The 17,239-nt window shown below is 39.4% G+C and carries 8 protein-coding genes; all 8 read left to right on the forward strand.

Annotated elements, in window-relative coordinates; genetic code table 11:
• The first annotated feature begins 71 nt into the window (after nt 1-71).
• Nucleotides 72-1,607, forward strand: a complete 1,536-nt coding sequence (locus H4075_RS07340) for a sulfatase family protein (RefSeq protein WP_182805529.1) — start codon at nt 72-74, stop codon at nt 1,605-1,607.
• Between the two features lie 37 nt (nt 1,608-1,644).
• Nucleotides 1,645-3,141, forward strand: a complete 1,497-nt coding sequence (locus H4075_RS07345; protein WP_182805531.1) for a sulfatase — start codon at nt 1,645-1,647, stop codon at nt 3,139-3,141.
• A gap of 19 nt (nt 3,142-3,160) precedes the next feature.
• Complete coding sequence (gene galB / locus H4075_RS07350) at nt 3,161-5,647, forward strand: beta-galactosidase GalB (RefSeq protein ID WP_220494888.1); 2,487 nt, start codon at nt 3,161-3,163, stop codon at nt 5,645-5,647.
• 254 nt (nt 5,648-5,901) lie between these two features.
• Entirely contained in the window at nt 5,902-6,909 is a 1,008-nt protein-coding gene (locus tag H4075_RS07355; RefSeq protein WP_255460384.1) for a formylglycine-generating enzyme family protein, read from the forward strand.
• Between the two features lie 80 nt (nt 6,910-6,989).
• Nucleotides 6,990-8,489, forward strand: a complete 1,500-nt coding sequence (locus tag H4075_RS07360) for an alpha-L-fucosidase (protein WP_182805535.1) — start codon at nt 6,990-6,992, stop codon at nt 8,487-8,489.
• A 278-nt stretch (nt 8,490-8,767) separates the two neighbouring features.
• The gene (locus tag H4075_RS07365) at nt 8,768-11,695 is read left to right on the forward strand and encodes a thrombospondin type 3 repeat-containing protein (protein WP_182805537.1); all 2,928 of its coding nucleotides are present in this window, start codon (nt 8,768-8,770) and stop codon (nt 11,693-11,695) included.
• 661 nt (nt 11,696-12,356) lie between these two features.
• Nucleotides 12,357-15,413, forward strand: a complete 3,057-nt coding sequence (locus H4075_RS07370) for a SusC/RagA family TonB-linked outer membrane protein (protein ID WP_182805538.1) — start codon at nt 12,357-12,359, stop codon at nt 15,411-15,413.
• Between the two features lie 5 nt (nt 15,414-15,418).
• The gene (locus H4075_RS07375) at nt 15,419-16,975 is read left to right on the forward strand and encodes a RagB/SusD family nutrient uptake outer membrane protein (RefSeq protein WP_182805540.1); all 1,557 of its coding nucleotides are present in this window, start codon (nt 15,419-15,421) and stop codon (nt 16,973-16,975) included.
• The last annotated feature ends 264 nt before the right edge of the window (nt 16,976-17,239 follow it).

Raw genomic sequence — 17,239 nt, forward strand, 5'->3', positions numbered from 1 at the left:
AAAGAAAAGGTTAGATTGCTTGCGATAATTTAGCTATCACTTAGAGGTAAGCCAGCCTCGAAATAAAGTATATGAAGAAAATGATCAAACGATTCTTACTTGCACTGGTTGTATTGTCAATCAGCGTTGCTGTAGAAAGCCAAACAACCAAAAACAAAAAGCCAAACATCATTTTAATTTATACCGATGATCTGGGTTATGGTGATGTAAGTGCTTACGGCACATCAGCTATTCAAACACCGAATATTGACCGGTTGGCAAAGAATGGTGTGCGTTTCACCAATGCGCATGCAACATCTGCTACCTGCACACCTTCACGCTTTTCATTGCTTACGGGAAAGTATGCTTGGCGCAAAGAAGGAACAGGTATTGCGCCTGGCGATGCATCGTTGATCATTCCTGTTACTACAACAACATTGCCCGGCATGTTGCAAAAAGCAGGATACAACACAGCAGTAGTTGGCAAATGGCATCTTGGTCTTGGTGATGCAAAAGGTCTTGACTGGAATGAGAAGATAAAACCCGGCCCTGCAGAGATTGGATTTAATTATTCATTCTTAATTCCTGCAACAGGTGATCGTGTTCCTTGTGTATTTGTAGAGAATCAACAAGTGGTGAATCTTGATAAAAATGATCCGATTAAAGTTAGCTACACAGGACCAATTGATCCAAATGCGCCAACAGGAAAGAAGAATCCGGAGCTGTTGAAAATGCATCCTTCTCACGGTCATGATATGACGATCGTAAATGGCATCAGCCGTATTGGTTATATGACCGGTGGTACATCAGCTCTCTGGAAAGATGAAGACTTTGCAAACATCCTTTTGCAAAAAGCAACTGCTTATATTACTCAACAAAAAACAAATCCGTTCTTTTTATATTTCTCCACGCATGATATCCATGTGCCACGTATAGCACATGAACGATTTGTTGGCAAAAGCGGAATGGGACCCAGAGGTGATGTGTTGCTGCAATTAGACTGGACGGTTGGGCAACTTGAAGAAGTGCTGAAGAAGAATGGTCTGCTGGAAAATACACTCATCATTTTTACAAGTGATAACGGACAGGTAATTGATGATGGGTATAAAGATGATGCTGTTGAAAAACTAGGTAATCATAAACCCAATGGTATTTATCGTGGTGGTAAATACAGCGCATTTGAAGCCGGCACAAGAGTGCCTTTTATCGTAAGCTGGAAGGGAACAATAAAACCGGGCAAAGTAAATAATGCGTTATTCAGCCAGGTTGATTTGTATGCAAGCTTAGCAAAACTTGCAGGCGTTAAAGTAGAAGAAGGGCAGGCGCCGGATAGTAAAAACTATTTGCCGGTTTTACTCAATCAAACAAATAAGCCCCGTGAATATTTAGTTGAGCAATCAATCAACTCAACACTATCGTTATTGGTTGGCAACTGGAAATATATTGAACCTTCCAAAGGCCCGAAGATCAATAAGGATACAAATACCGAGTTAGGTAATTCACCCGAGCCGCAATTATTTAATTTGACAAATGATCCCAGTGAGACAAAAAATGTAGCTGCGGCATATTCTGAAAAAGTGAAAGAGATGCAAGCCTTACTTGTAAAAATTAAACAAGGCAGTCATTAAAAATATTGATTTCGACCCCTTTCTCGAATTTATTATCATGCAAACTTCATTGAAATATCTGCTTGTTGCTTTTTGTAGTGTAGTATCAGTAATCACTACAGAAGCGCAAACGAACAAGAACAAACCCAACATCATTGTGATACTTGCAGATGATCTGGGTTGGAAAGATCTTTCATGTTACGGAAGTACATTTTATGAAACGCCCAATCTTGATGCATTGGCAACAAAAGGAATAAAGTTTACCAATAATTATACAACCAGTCCTGTTTGCAGCCCTACACGTTCAAGCATGATGACCGGAAAAAATCCGATCAACACGAAAGTTACAGACTGGATCAAAGGACGACAGGAAAATGGGAAAGCAAAACCATTTGAGAAATTAATTACACCAGCTACTGCTTTTGAGTTATCACTCAGCGAAAATACAATGGCAGAACATGCTATGAAAAATGGCTATCAAACATTCTTTGCAGGTAAATGGCATTTGGGTGAAGAAGAAAAATACTGGCCTTTGAGTCAAGGGTTTCAAACGAATCTTGGTGGTTGGAGTAAAGGTGGACCTTATGGAAAGATTAATGACAGCACCGGTGGCTATTTCACTCCTTACAGCAATCCTACATTGCCCGATGGCCCGGCAGGTGAATATGTAACTGACAGATTGGCCAACGAGTGCATCAGTTTTATTCAAAAGGAAAAGCAATCGCCTTTTTTCCTGATGTATTCTTTATATGCGGTTCACAATCCTTTACAAGCTCCGCAGGCTTTGATCAGAAAGTATAAAGAAAAGCAGCAACGACTTGGTTATACTGACAAGGACCGCTTCGTTAAAAATGAAGCATGGATGAAGTATGAGAACGATTGGAAACTACGATTAGTACAAGATCATGCAGTATATGCTGCTATGATTGAAAACATGGATTGGAATATTGGCCGTATCATTCAATCATTAAAAGAAAAGGGATTGCTCGAAAATACCTTGATCATTTTCACATCAGATAATGGCGGATTGAGTACAGCCGAAGGAAGTCCTACAACAAATACTCCATTGAGAGCAGGTAAGGGTTGGTTGTATGAAGGAGGAATAAGAGTGCCGATGGTGATGTATTGGAAGGATAAACTGCAGCAGGGTACTGTTTCAGATATACCTGTTACCACATCTGATATTTTTTCTACTGTTGTAACAGCCATGAACAAAAACTATAAAAAAGAACCTGCTGTTGAAGGTGAAAATATTTTAAAACTTTTATCAAATCGCAGCAAATCAACAGACAGAGCATTGTACTGGTATTATCCGCATTACAGTAACCAGGGTGGTAAACCGGGTGCGGCCATCAGAAAAGGAAACTATAAGTTGATCTATCATTACGAAGATGAAAGTATCGAACTGTATGATATTTCAGTTGATATAGGTGAGAAGAAAAATCTGGCTGCTCAAAATGTTCAGGTAGCAAAACAATTGAAGAATCAACTGGACAAATGGCTTGCATCCAATAAGGCCGGCGGCTTTACGCCGAATCCAGGCTATAAGCAATAATCTAAAAAATAAACATATAATGAGCCATCGACTAATGTATAGAAGCTCACTTCTATTGATAAGTATTCTATTCCTGTATAATTCTCTTTCAGCACAAAGCTCATTGAGAAAACGGCTTTCGTTTAATGAAGGATGGCTGTTTAATAAAACAACAGATTCTGCAGCATCTCAAATTCAATACAAAGATTCAGATTGGAGAAAATTATCGTTACCACACGACTGGGCTATTGAAGGACCATTCAAACCGGAGTATAATCCACGTACTGGTGGACTTCCCATTTTTGATAAAGCATGGTATCGTAAGCATTTCAAAATAGATGCATCAGCAAAAGGAAAAATTGTTACACTGGAGTTTGATGGCATCATGTACAATTCATCTGTTTATGTTAATGGACAGAAAGTATATGAACGACCTTATGGTTACAGCAGTTTTGAAATTGACATTACCTCCTACATTAAATATGGAGGCGAAAATGTGATCGCTGTAAAAGTAAATCCGCAGGAGCTGTCAGCAAGGTGGTACACCGGTGCCGGCATTTACAGAAATGTATGGTTGGAAGTGAAGAATGCGGTACATGTAAAGCATTGGGGAAATCATATTACCACACCAGTTGTTGCAAAGGATAAAGCAAGGGTGAAGGTGGAAACAACTATTTCAAGTAAGCAAAAAAATAATGCGGGGAATTATCAAATGAAGACAAGCATTATAGATGCAAATGGATCAGAAGTTGCAACTACGATGAGCAAGTTTAATTTCACTGCAAACGAAGCAAAAATTATTCAGGAACTGGAAGTAAAGAATCCCAAGTTGTGGGATTTGAAAACACCACATCTCTACAAAACAATTTCAACGATTTATAAAAATAATAGTCCAGTTGATGTCTATGTTGAAAATTTCGGCATACGTACCATTAAGTATTCAAGAGAAGGATTCTTTTTGAATGGCAAACGGGTAAAATTGCAGGGTGTTTGTTTGCATAATGATCTGGGTGCGTTGGGAGCAGCAGTTAATTACAGAGGAACAGAGCGTCAGTTGCAGATCATGAAAGAGATGGGTGTGAATGCGATACGTACATCACATAACCCTGCATCGCCTGAGCAATTGGATCTATGTGATAAGATGGGACTTTTAGTACAGGAAGAAGCGTTTGATTGCTGGGAAATGCCGAAAGTAGAAAATGATTACAGTAAATATTGGGCTCAATGGCATGAACAGGATTTGCGTGATATGATTCGTCGTGATAGGAACAGACCCTCCATTATTATGTGGAGTATCGGTAACGAAATAAGGGAGCAAAACAAAGAAGATGGTTATCTCATAGCAAGAGAACTTGCAAAAATTTGTAAAGAAGAAGATCCCAACAGACCAACAACAGCAGGCTTCAACAATTTTACTGCAGCAATTAAAAATGGCCTTGCTGCTGAAATAGATTTAGTGGGTGCCAACTACAAACCGGCAGACTACGCTTCAACGATGAAAGAGTATAAAGACTGGATCGTTTACGGATCAGAAACAGCATCCTGTGTGTCATCAAGAGGTGTGTATCATTTACCACTGGAAAAGTATGATAAGCATCCATCGTTGCAGGTAAGCAGTTACGATAATCAAAGTCCAAACTGGGCTTATCCTCCCGATGTTGAATTTCATTTCCAGGATTCTTTGCCCAATATTATGGGTGAGTTTGTTTGGACAGGTTTTGATTATTTAGGTGAGCCAACGCCTTACGGGGGAAAAGATAATCTTACACATGGCAACTGGGATGTTGATTGGCCATCGAGAAGTTCTTATTTCGGCGCAGTAGATCTGGCTGGCTTCCCGAAAGATCGTTTTTATTTATACCAAAGCCGGTGGACTACTGAACCAATGGTTCATCTGTTACCACACTGGAACTGGGAAGGAAGCGGCATCAAAGAAATACCTGTGTATTGCTACACTAATTGCGATGAAGCAGAATTATTTGTAAATGGTAAATCATACGGAAGGAAAAAAATGGGGGTAGATAAAACAAGGATTCCAGTTTCCTTTTTTGCATGGAAAAACAGACCCAAGTATTTCGATTCTCCTTATCGTCTAAACTGGAATGTGCCCTATGAAAAAGGCGAAATAAAAGTAGTTGCCTACAAAGATGGAAAGCAAGCGGCTGTAAAAACAATCAACACAGCGAAGAATCCAAGCCAAATCAAATTAGTGCCTGATCGGAAAGTGATCAGTGCTGATGGAGAAGATCTGTCGTTTATAACTGTGAAAATTGAAGATGAGAATGGGAACTTCTGTGCACTTGCCGATAATAAAGTTGATTTTAAAATATCAGGGCCGGCAACGATAGCCGCAGTTGATAATGGCAACGCCGCATCTACTGAGCCATTTCAGGCTAATTACAGAAAAGTATTTAACGGGTTGTGTTTGCTGGTAATTAAGAGTAAAAAAGGTACAGGAGGAGAAGTGAAAATTGAAGCTTCCTCACCCGGTTTAAAAACATCACTCATTACTGTTGTTACGAAATGAAAGGGGCATTAACTGTCGATTATATTTGTTAATTGAAAAAATACCGGATTAAGAAATTAAAAATCGCTCCGGTTGTACGACCTTAGTGCTTATTCGTGGAAAAAACAATCGATATGCCGTTGTCATTTTTATTGAGGAGTTGTACAATTTATTTTTATTCAAGTTTGCCATTAGCGCTAATACTGCTTTTGGGTTCCTGTAATAATTCAACCGATTCAGCACAGAATCAAAAGCAGGATTCAGCTCATTCATGCATGGCTGTTCCAACAAGGTTCGGTTCAGATACTTCATCAGCTATTGGATTTAATGGCGATACAAGTACTTCAGGCATGGTTTATATACCTGGTGGTACATTTGAAATGGGAGCAGATAATGAACAGGCATCCGAAGATGAATATCCAAAGCACAAAGTAACGATTGATGCATTTTACATGGATGTTACAGAAGTAACCAATGCACAGTTTCAAAAATTTGTTGATGCAACAGGTTACGTTACTACTGCAGAACGGAAACCCGATTGGGAAGAATTAAAAAAGACGGTGCCGCCCGGAACAGAAAAACCAGCTGATAGTTTATTGGTAGCAGCATCATTGGTGTTTAAGCCGAGTAATGGTCCGGTTGATCTTAATAATTATTCTCAATGGTGGAGTTGGGTAGCGGGTGCTGATTGGAAACATCCCGAAGGACCTAACAGCAATATTAAAGGCAAAGAAAATTTTCCGGTCGTACATGTGAGCTGGGATGATGCTATCGCTTACTGCAAATGGGCAGGTAAACGCTTGCCAACAGAAGCAGAGTGGGAGTTTGCTGCAAGAGGAGGGTTGAACAATAATATTTATCCATGGGGGAATGAACATGTAAATATCGGAGCGCCGAAGACAAACAGTTGGGAAGGGAAGTTCCCTTACTTAAATGAACAACGTGATGGATTTATGAAATACGCTCCGGTAAAAACATATACCTGTAACAGGTATGGTTTGTTTGATATGGCAGGAAATGTTTGGGAGTGGTGCAGCGATTGGTACGATCATAATTATTACAAATCAGTAGCAAACAATACAGTTGCAAATCCAAAGGGTCCGCAAAAAAGTTTCGATCCGCAAGATCCCTATACACCAAAAAGAGTTTTACGTGGCGGAAGTTTTCTTTGTAACGACAGTTATTGCAGTGGTTACCGTGTGGCAAGAAGAATGAAAAGCAGTCCTGATACCGGACTTGAGCATACAGGGTTCAGATGCGTGAAGGATGCAACTGCTAAATAAAAATTGCTGTTACTGTATTTTTTACAGCGTCTTACGAATTATAATAGTTCTAAACCTAAACGGTTCTCAATAGTTATTTCATGAGTTTAAAAACGAAGTGTCAACGTGCATTTATCTTTTTGATACTTGTAATCGCTTGCTGTAATTCCACTGCGCAAATATTACAACCGGCCACTACGCCAAACTCTGCACAAAAAGAATTGATCAAACGGGGTTATGGTATGTTCATTCATTTTGGAGTCAATACATTTACCGATCTGGAATGGTCGGATGGTACTACGCCTGCAAGTGCATACAATCCAACTAACCTCGATCCTGATCAATGGGTCCGTACTGCAAAGGAAGCAGGCTTTCGTTATGTATTGCTGATTACAAAACATCACGACGGTTTTTGTTTATGGGACAGTAAGTACACTGATTATGATGTAGCTTCTTCACCGGTTAAAACAGATGTAGTGAAAGCGGTTGCAGATGCCTGCAAAAAATACGGGCTGCAGTTTGCTATATATTATTCTCTTTGGGACAGACATGAACCTTCGTTTAACGATACCAATCCGCAGAAGTATATTGATTATATGCTCAATCAATTAAAAGAATTGTTCACCAACTATGGTTCTGTTTGTGAGTTGTGGCTTGATGGTGGCTGGAAAAGAAATCCCGGTGATTGGGGCATCGACCAGGTGTATAAATTGGTGAAACAGTATAACCCCAAGTGTGCTGTAAGCGTTAATCATACCATCGTAAATGAAGAAGGCAAACGGAAATTCACATTGCCTTCATTAATGACGGAAGACAATAAATATTTCTTTCATTACTTCCCGAGTGATTTCAGATTGTGGGATCCCAAGATCATTACCAAATTTGATAAAAAACAATACCTGCATCAAGGCAAATCTTATTACTTGCCTTATGAACACACGATTTGCCTCAGCAGTCGCTGGAATTGGTTTCAAAAATCAGTACAGCTTCCGGTAAGAGAGCTGGATGAGTTACAGGAATTATTTTACTGGTGTACCGATAATGATAATTCACTGGTGATAAATGTACCGCCGGATAAAACAGGTAGGATAAGAGAGTACGAGGCGCTTGCTGTAATTGAATTAGGAAAGCGATTAGGATTGTCGGCCAATAAACCATTACCAAAAAATGGAAAATTTATTTCGTTTCTGAAACCGGTTACTGCAAGCAGTGAGTTTGTTGACAAAGACATTACATACAGCGCATCATTGGCAAACGATGGAAGCCTTGACAGCCGTTGGCTTGCCGCAGATACCTTAGCTGAATTAACAATTGAGCTAAATCCTGCTGAAGCATTTAATAAGATCAGCATATTTGAATACCAGGATACCAAAAACTTGCCCGATGGATTTTCACAAATAAGAACAGGAAGAATAAAAGAGTATAGCATTGATATATTACAGAATGGGCAATGGCAAACGATCTACTTAGGTACAGAGCCGATGGGTGATTGCAAAGTCATCATGCTGCCACGCAATTACAAAACAACCACGTTGCGATTGAAAATACTAAAGGCAACGGCGGCCCCTTCTTTATATGAGTTATCGGTGATCAAACTATAGTAAACAATAGGAACTGGTTTATATCTTTCTTGAGGTTTATGGTTCTACTTACATCTTGTTTTCAATTACTCCGTTTATGCAGCATTCGTAAACAGTTAAACAAATTCAGCGTAATTGCGAACTATTATTCGTTATAAGTCTGATAAGAGTAATTAGCACCTCTTTTTTGAATTGTATGGCACCACACAACTAAAGGTGATAGTTTAAGTTAGTATGTCGAAATAATTCATGAAATGATTTAGCTCATGAATATAATTATCACTAAAACTAACGATACCATGCTGCTAAATTTACTTGCGAAAAAAAAACCGTCGTATTTTTTCAAAGCTGCAATTTTTCTTTTGCTGAGTATTATTGTTTCAAATGTACTCGTAGCCCAAACAGGCTTTGTAGATCCGCAAACACCGGCACAGGCCAAACCTGTTGTAACGAATTTACCAGCTCCGTGGAGTTTAACATTCAGTGATGAATTTAATGACAATACAATTGATCAAACAAAGTGGACCATCCAGGAAAGCTTAACATCAAGATCACCTCGTCCGGGGTTAGGAATTTACAGTTGGTTTTGGAAACCTGATAATGCGTTTGAAGAAAATGGAAACTTAGTGTTGAGGGTTGATAAAGTTGGTCCCTACAGGATGCATTGCGGTTCTGTTAATTCAAATAATAAATACGAAACCAAATATGGTTATTATGAGTGCAGAGTAAAAATTGCGCAGGCAAGCAAAGGAACCCATACTGCATTTTGGTTCCAAGGCGATAACCAGGGAAATGTGGATGGCACTGCCAATGATGGTGCAGAGATTGATGTGTTTGAATCGGCCTGGATGGAAGATTATACAAAAGCAGTGATGCATATAGATGGATATACTGCAGGAATAACGCAAGCAAATACGAAACAATATACTACACCGGGCTTGCATGTTGGCTATCACACATTTGGTATGTTATGGACGCCCACTTATATCAATATTTATTATGATGGTGTTTTTAAAGTTTCATATACAGGCGACAAATGGAAAGTAAATGCAGATGAATATCTCTGGTTGTCTGATGGTGCAAGTTTTGGATTTAATGGAGATAATTTTCTTGTAGAACCATTAGGGGAGTTAACCAGAGCTTACTTTGATTATGTGCGTGTCTGGCAGTTGAATGACTACGAGTGTTTTGCCGGCGCAAAAGAAATGGAAGCAATTCCATTTACATCTACAGGTGCTTCAGCAAGTATAACTAATAACAGCGGTGCATCGGGCGGTCAAGTTCTTAGGTTAGCAGCAGACGGAGCAGGAGATGAATTGATCCTTGGGTCAGTGTGCCATGCACAAGCCGGCTATTACTCATATGATCTGAAAGCATTTAAGTTTACAGGCTTTGGTAAATATAAAATGGCAATCGAACTGTCGCCCGGGCAGTGGCAAACCTTTGATCAGGAAGTGGATCTTTACGCTGCAACATCAAGCAGTGCTACCACAAATTTTGGTTCTGTTTATTTGTCTGCAGGAAGTTACCGGATCAAACTGATCTGTACAGGAAAGAATGCAGCATCTTCCGGTTATATAGGCTCGTTCGATGTATTAACCTTGCAGGCAGGAAAACCGGATATCAGCTGTTACATTTCTCCAACTGCTACAGCAGTTTGGACTGCTGAAGCAGAAAGTGGACAATACACAGGTGCAGCAGCGTTAGAAGTATGCACTACCGCTTCTAACGGACAGTATATAAATCTCAATCCAAGTTCAGTCACCAGTAAGCGATTAACATTTACAAATGTAATGGTGCCAGCTGCAGGCAACTATATTTTAAAAGTGGATTATGTTTCAAACGGTGCCCGTAATGCGAGGGTAGAGGTAAATGGAGAATCATTAGGAAGCATTCAGTTCCCTTCTTCGGGTATGTGGTGCTTCCAGGGAGGTTCGCCGGGCAGTTTTAATCTGTTAGTCCGTCTTAAAGAAGGAACAAATACAATTGCAGTTGCAAGTACGGGAACAGTTTTGCCACTCTTCGATAAGTTTACTATTCTCACTACTGCGGTTGATACCGATGGAGATGAAGTGCCGGATGCGTGTGATGCTGATGATGATAATGATGGTGTTCCGGATACTGCTGATGTTTGTCCCTTAACTGCAAATGCTGATCAAACAGATACAGATCATGATGGTGCGGGAGATGCTTGTGATGCTGATGATGATAATGATGGTGTTTTAGATGGGGCAGATAATTGTCCGTTGATTTCAAATGCTGATCAACTCGATACAGATAGTGATGGTATGGGAAATACTTGTGATGCAGATGACGATAACGACGGCGTTTTAGATGGTGTAGATAACTGCCCGTTGATTGCAAATGCAGATCAGACAGATACAGATGCTGACGGTACCGGAAATGCTTGTGATGCAGATGATGATAACGATACAATTTTAGATGAAGCTGACAATTGCCCTTTAGTTGCTAATGTCGATCAGTTTGATACAGATAGTGATGGTATGGGAAATGTTTGTGATAGCGATGATGATAATGACGGCGTTTTAGATGCAGTAGATAATTGTCCTTTGATAGCAAACACAGACCAAAATGATACTGATAATGATGGTATAGGTAATAGTTGTGATCCTGTATTCAATATGAGTGGCTTCGTAAACAGCATGATTACATCAATAACTGATGTTGAGATTAAAAAAGGTATTCAAACAGCTTTGAACGCTTCATTATTAAATTCATTAATGAATTGTACAAATGGCAATATCAATGCCAGCATCAATGAGTTGAATGCATTTATCAATAAAGTGGAGGCGCTAAGAGGAAGTATGCTGACTGCTGAATATGCAGATGGTCTGATTGCTGCAACAAAATATGCAATCCAGTCAATTACCAACGGACAGAGTGATTGCAGGATAGCAACAGTAGCTATGCGTCAAAATATAGACGCTCAATTGATTCTGGAACAGCCAAAAGATCAATTTGCATTCTATCCAAATCCTTTAGTGAATGGCGCTACGCTTAATTTGTCAATACCAAAAAATCCGGTTGGTACAAACCAGGTATTACAGATTACTGAAATTGGCAGTGGAAGAATTATCTATAGTAAATTATTTTCTGGTGAAGCACAACGTTTCAGCTTAACGAATCCTTTAGCTGCGGGTACATATGTAATTCGCCTGACAGGAAATACATTTACTGCGCCTTTGAAATTGGTTGTAATAAAGTAATTAAATATCACATGAAGAATCATTGCGCACATGTGATGGTCATCATTCAGTAAATAGTAAACGATGCGAAGAGCATTTCATGTACATGAAATGTTCTTCGCATTTTATCAGTGTAGCAAACCCGGTGCAGAATATGTGCAGTAAATTATAAATTCATTCATAACTATGAAGATGAAATTGTGGAGCTTTATGATGTTGTAATGATATTACTGAAAGATAATATCGAATCTGTAAACGGAAAATATAAATCAACTCAGTTAGAAACAAAAGTGCCGATGCTATATAAAAATACTGTATGCAATAAACCAACAATTACAGTCAAAACGATGGGACATGGATAGTTGTATCATTTCGTTATTATGTATTTGATTCTTATTTCATTTTCTCCTAAACAATATCTGTTGTTTTTTGTTTAATTACTTCAGCAGTACGATCATATCAGGTTTATATTTATGTGAAATAAAGCTCATCTGTTTCAAAAGCTACCTGGTAACCCCAATGAACTGATTACACCTCTTTTTTGATGCGCTAACCCACCCGGCATACAAAATATTGTTGCGTACTTAGATGTGTAATTCTAAATCAAACTAAAACTGAAACGATGCTTGTGCTAAAAAGGAATTTACCCTCTCACATTGGCTTATTCTGCTTCTTGCTTTTAATGAGCCTTCAGTCATTTTCACAAACAATTACTGTTAGCGGTACAGTTATTAATGCAGGTGATAATACGCCTGTAGTAGGTGTGTCAGTTGTACAACAAGGTTCTGATAAAGGAACCACAACCAACCAAAAAGGTTTTTTCAGCTTAGGTGTATCGGGTAGTAAACCTGTACTATTGTTCAGCAGTGTAGGTTTTCAAACTTATACACTTACATGGGATGGCACTTCGGCCATTACCATAAAACTTGAACCGGAAGTTGCTGCATTGCAGGATGTAGTAGTAGTGGGTTATGGTACTCAAAAAAAGATCAATCAAACAGGCGCCACACAAACATTGAAATTAGATGATGCCGTAAATCAACCCGTTACCAATTCATCGCAATTGATGTATGGTAAGTTTTCAGGTGTGCAACTCACGCAGGGCAATGGCTTACCGGGGGCAGATGGTTCTACCATTACCATTCGTGGTGTAGGCACATTTGGTTCTGTTACACCATTGGTGGTGATCGACAATATACAATACAGCGGATTGGAAGTGTTCAATAATTTAGCACCTTCCGATATCGAAACTATCTCTGTATTGAAAGATGCATCGGCGAGTGCAATTTATGGTGCAAGAGGTGCAAACGGAGTAATCGTAGTTACAACAAAAAAAGGAAAGAGCGGCGCTATGAGCGTTATCTATAATAGCTACACCGGTTTTCAGGAAATAACCGTTGTTCCGAAGTATCTGAATGCTGTGCAATATGCTACACTGAAAAACGAAAAAGATATTAATGCAAATACTTCTCCAAATCCAACACCGATACGTTACACGCAGGCAAATATCCAGGCCATCATTGATGGTTCCAATCCAGATCAATATGCAAATACCAACTGGGCGAATGAAATTTTAAGAAGAGCGCCTATTCAAAATCATTACCTGGCTTTTTCTGGTGGTAATGATAAAACTACTTACAGAGTTTCTCTTGGTTACCTGAACCAGGAAGCGATTGTAAGAGGTAAATTCAAAAACGAACGTTTCAATCTAAGTTTAAATATTAATTCAAATGTAAAAAGCTGGTTGACTATTTCCAATGTTACCAATATGTACTGGACACGCTTCAAGGGGCCTTCAGGTGGAGCAGACGCCATTACTGGTGAAACAGGAATCATTAATCAGTTTCAACGTTCGGCGCCAACAATTCCGGCTTATTATTCCAATGGAGCGTACGGTATTGTTGATGGTTCTTATCTATATACCAATTTCAGTTTTCCTTCAACCAATCCTTTGCAAAGAGGAGTGCTGGGCGATTACAGCAGTGATGATATTAATATTGCGGAGCGTTTTGGCGTAAAAGTAGATTTCAATAAACATCTGTCATTTGAAACCAGTGGAAGTGTGAATATGAGTTTTGGAAACACGTCTAACTTTAGTCCTACGAATTCTACATACGATTGGGCAGGCAATCTTGTAGGACAAACAGCAGTGAATACGTTAAACAACGGTACAAGTTTTAATTACCGTTTGTTGAACGAAAACATTTTACGTTATGGTAAAAAATTCGGCGACAGACATGATCTTTCTGTTTTGCTTGGTCATTCGGTTATCTATAATAGGAACGATGGTTTTTCCGGTTCGTTACAGTCGTTTCCAACAAATGCTTTACAGGAGTTTGATGCAGGAGGTGTACTCAATCCCAACGTAGCCGGTAGTGCTTCTGAAGAATCGGTACAGTCATTCTTTTCACGGATCAATTATATTTATGATGGTAAGTACCTGCTGGAATTCAATGTGAGAAGAGATGGTTCTTCTAAATTTGGCCCCAATAATCGATATGCTAATTTTCCTTCAGCTTCAGCAGGATGGAGAATCAGCGACGAAAAATTCATGCGTAAAGTAGGTTGGATTTCAGATTTAAAATTAAGAGCGAGCTGGGGTATAACCGGAAATGACAATATTGGAAATTATATTTTTGACCAGACTTACAATGCAGGGTTGGATTACTTCTTAGGCACCAATACAATTGTGAGTGCAGTAGCTGTTACCCGATTAGCAAATTCTACAATTCGTTGGGAAAAAGTAGAGCAGTATGATATTGGTTTGGATGCAGGCTTTTTCCGCAACCGTTTATCCGTTACGGCAGATTATTTCAAGCGAATGAGTTCAGATGTGCTGTACGGTAACTTCCCGGTTCCCGCATCAATTGGTGTTACCAGTCTGGCAGCTCAAAACTCAGCCAGCATGCTTAACAGCGGAGTAGAACTGGCGGTTAATTACAGAGGAAATTTTAAAGGTCTCAATTACAGTGTTGGTGCTAGCATGAGCAAATTCGCAGATAACCAAGTTACAGGATTAGGCGACAGGGGTTTAGAAACGATCAACAATGAAAGTATCATACGTATTGGTGTTCCCTTCAATGCTTATTTTGGCTATAAAACACTGGGTATTTTTCAAACAGCAGCAGAAGTAGCTGCGGCACCTAAGCAGTTTGGCAGTAACCTTACAGCACCTGGCGATATTCGATATGCTGATCTGTCTGGTCCCGAAGGGAAGCCCGATGGTGTTATTAATGCAATGGACAGAACTGTCATAGGAAATCCTTATCCAAGTATGATCTATAATTTCAACACCAGTTTATCCTATAAAGGTTTTGACTTTAATGTTGTGTTTGAAGGCTTAAATGGATTGGACCGTATACTCAACGACAATGGACAAACGCCAATGGAAGGCGATCGGAATAATGCTTTATCATATTGGACTGGTCGCTGGACTCCACAGAACCCTTCTGCCAAACTACCCCGTTTAGGTGGTGTGAACAATTCAGTGATTTCCGATTTCTACGTCGAGGATGTATCGTACCTCCGTATGCGCAACCTGGAAATAGGGTATACGTTACCGTTACGTTTGTCTGAGAAAGCAGGTATGTCGAAACTGCGGATTTATGTAGGCGGACAAAACTTATTGACCTTTACCAAGCTGGAAAATTTTGATCCGGAAAGGGCAAGAGGTGGTAACACAGATCAGTTGGCACCCTTATATAAAGTGTACACCATAGGCTTAAACGTTAAATTTTAATTGTAATGAAAAAGATAATCACAATCATAATAATTCTTGCTCTAACCGGTTGTTCCAAAGATTTTTTAGACAGACGTTCTCTCGTACAATTAGGTGAGGCAAGCTTCTGGAAAAACGAGCAAGAAGCCCGTTTAGGTATAAATGGTATTTATGATGTATTGCAGGACCGTGTTTTATACAGCGGCACCCTCAATGCAACAGGAGGAGCGAGTTTTCACATGTATGATTGTTTCGGCGACAATGCTTTTAATAGTTACAAGTTTGAAGGTCCGGGCAATTTTATGGAGTCGAATATTGATCAGTCAAATCTTCTGTTCAGTAATTTGTGGAATTCCCTGTACAAGGGAATTGGGCGTGCGAATGCGGCGCTTGAGAATCTGGAAAAAATTCCTGCAGCTAATATTTCTGATGCCAGTAAAAAATCACTTATCGGACAGGCGAAGTTTCTGAGAGGTTTGTTTTATTCGCAACTCGCCATTTATTTTCAGGACGCTCCTTTAATTTTAAAAGTTCAAAAATTAGAAGAGGCTTACGTACCAAAGAATACTTATGTAGAACTTTCTGCCCAGGTTGTAAAAGATCTCACAGAAGCAGTTGATCTGCTTCCTGCTTCTCATCCTGCATCAGACTATGGATATGCGACTAAAGGAGCAGCTTTGGGTTTGTTAGCACGTTTTCATCTGTATAATAAAAATTACCAGGGAGTTTTGGATGCTACAACACCAATGTTAACATTAGGCTATTCGCTCAATACTAGTTATGCTCAACTGTTTACTGAGCAGGGTGAATTTTCGAAAGAAGTAGTTTTTTCGATTCGCTTTAATCAAGATGTGTCTAATAACGGAGAATTATTTTCGGCTTCATTCGCAGCTTTACCTAAGGTTAACTACCAGCCCATGAAAAATTTGGTGGAAGATTATTATTGTACAGATGGCAAACCCATTACTACGTCACCTTTATACAATCCAGCTACGCCACAAACAAGAAAAGTAAACCGTGATCCTCGTTTAACAGCATCGGTTTATTTTAATCAAGATACATTTTTAACCGATCTCAGTCGGAGATTTACGGGCAATACAGCAACCACTTATGGCCTTAGAAAATATCTTCGCAGAACATCAGTATCCGCAACTGGTATTGGAATATTTTCACCGGGAGGCCAGGATTTTTATGCGATCCGTTATGCTGATATATTATTAATGCGTGCAGAAGCGATGATTGAATTGAATCAATTGTCAACTGCTTATCCATTGATCAATCAGGTTCGTGCAAGAGTGACTATGCCTTCTGTTGAATCTGCAGAAGGTGCCGGTTTAAGCCAGGATGCGTTGCGGACTGTGTTACGTCATGAAAGAAGAGTAGAACTGGCATTTGAAGGATTGCGTTATTTCGATCTGAAACGTTGGGGTACATTAGAACAGGCTTACCAGAGAGCAAGAGCAGATGCTGTACCTGCATACAATCCTACTTATATGCCCGGTGGCAAGTCGGAAGTCTTTGCGATCCCATTAACAGAGTTGAATGCAAATAATAAACTTGTACAAAATCCGCTTTGGAAATAATGATGTAAATGAACAGCTGTAATATTGATTCGAGGTTATCCGGTCTGCAAACAAATGATCCGCTCAAACCTGAGCGGATCATTTGTTTTATCATTCGCTGGTGTTATGGTTGCATGATTGAAAAATAGTTACTGTAGCGGTTATCATGTTGCACACAGGCTTTCGTTTTGTAGATTAAAAGTAATACAGTGATTTCTTCAGATCTTTTGTTGCTTCAGTTGTTTATTCAATATTTGTAAATCGAAACACAAATGAGTATGGCTA

It is taken from the genome of Lacibacter sediminis (genome assembly GCF_014168535.1).
Taxonomy (GTDB): Bacteria; Bacteroidota; Bacteroidia; order Chitinophagales; family Chitinophagaceae; genus Lacibacter; species Lacibacter sediminis.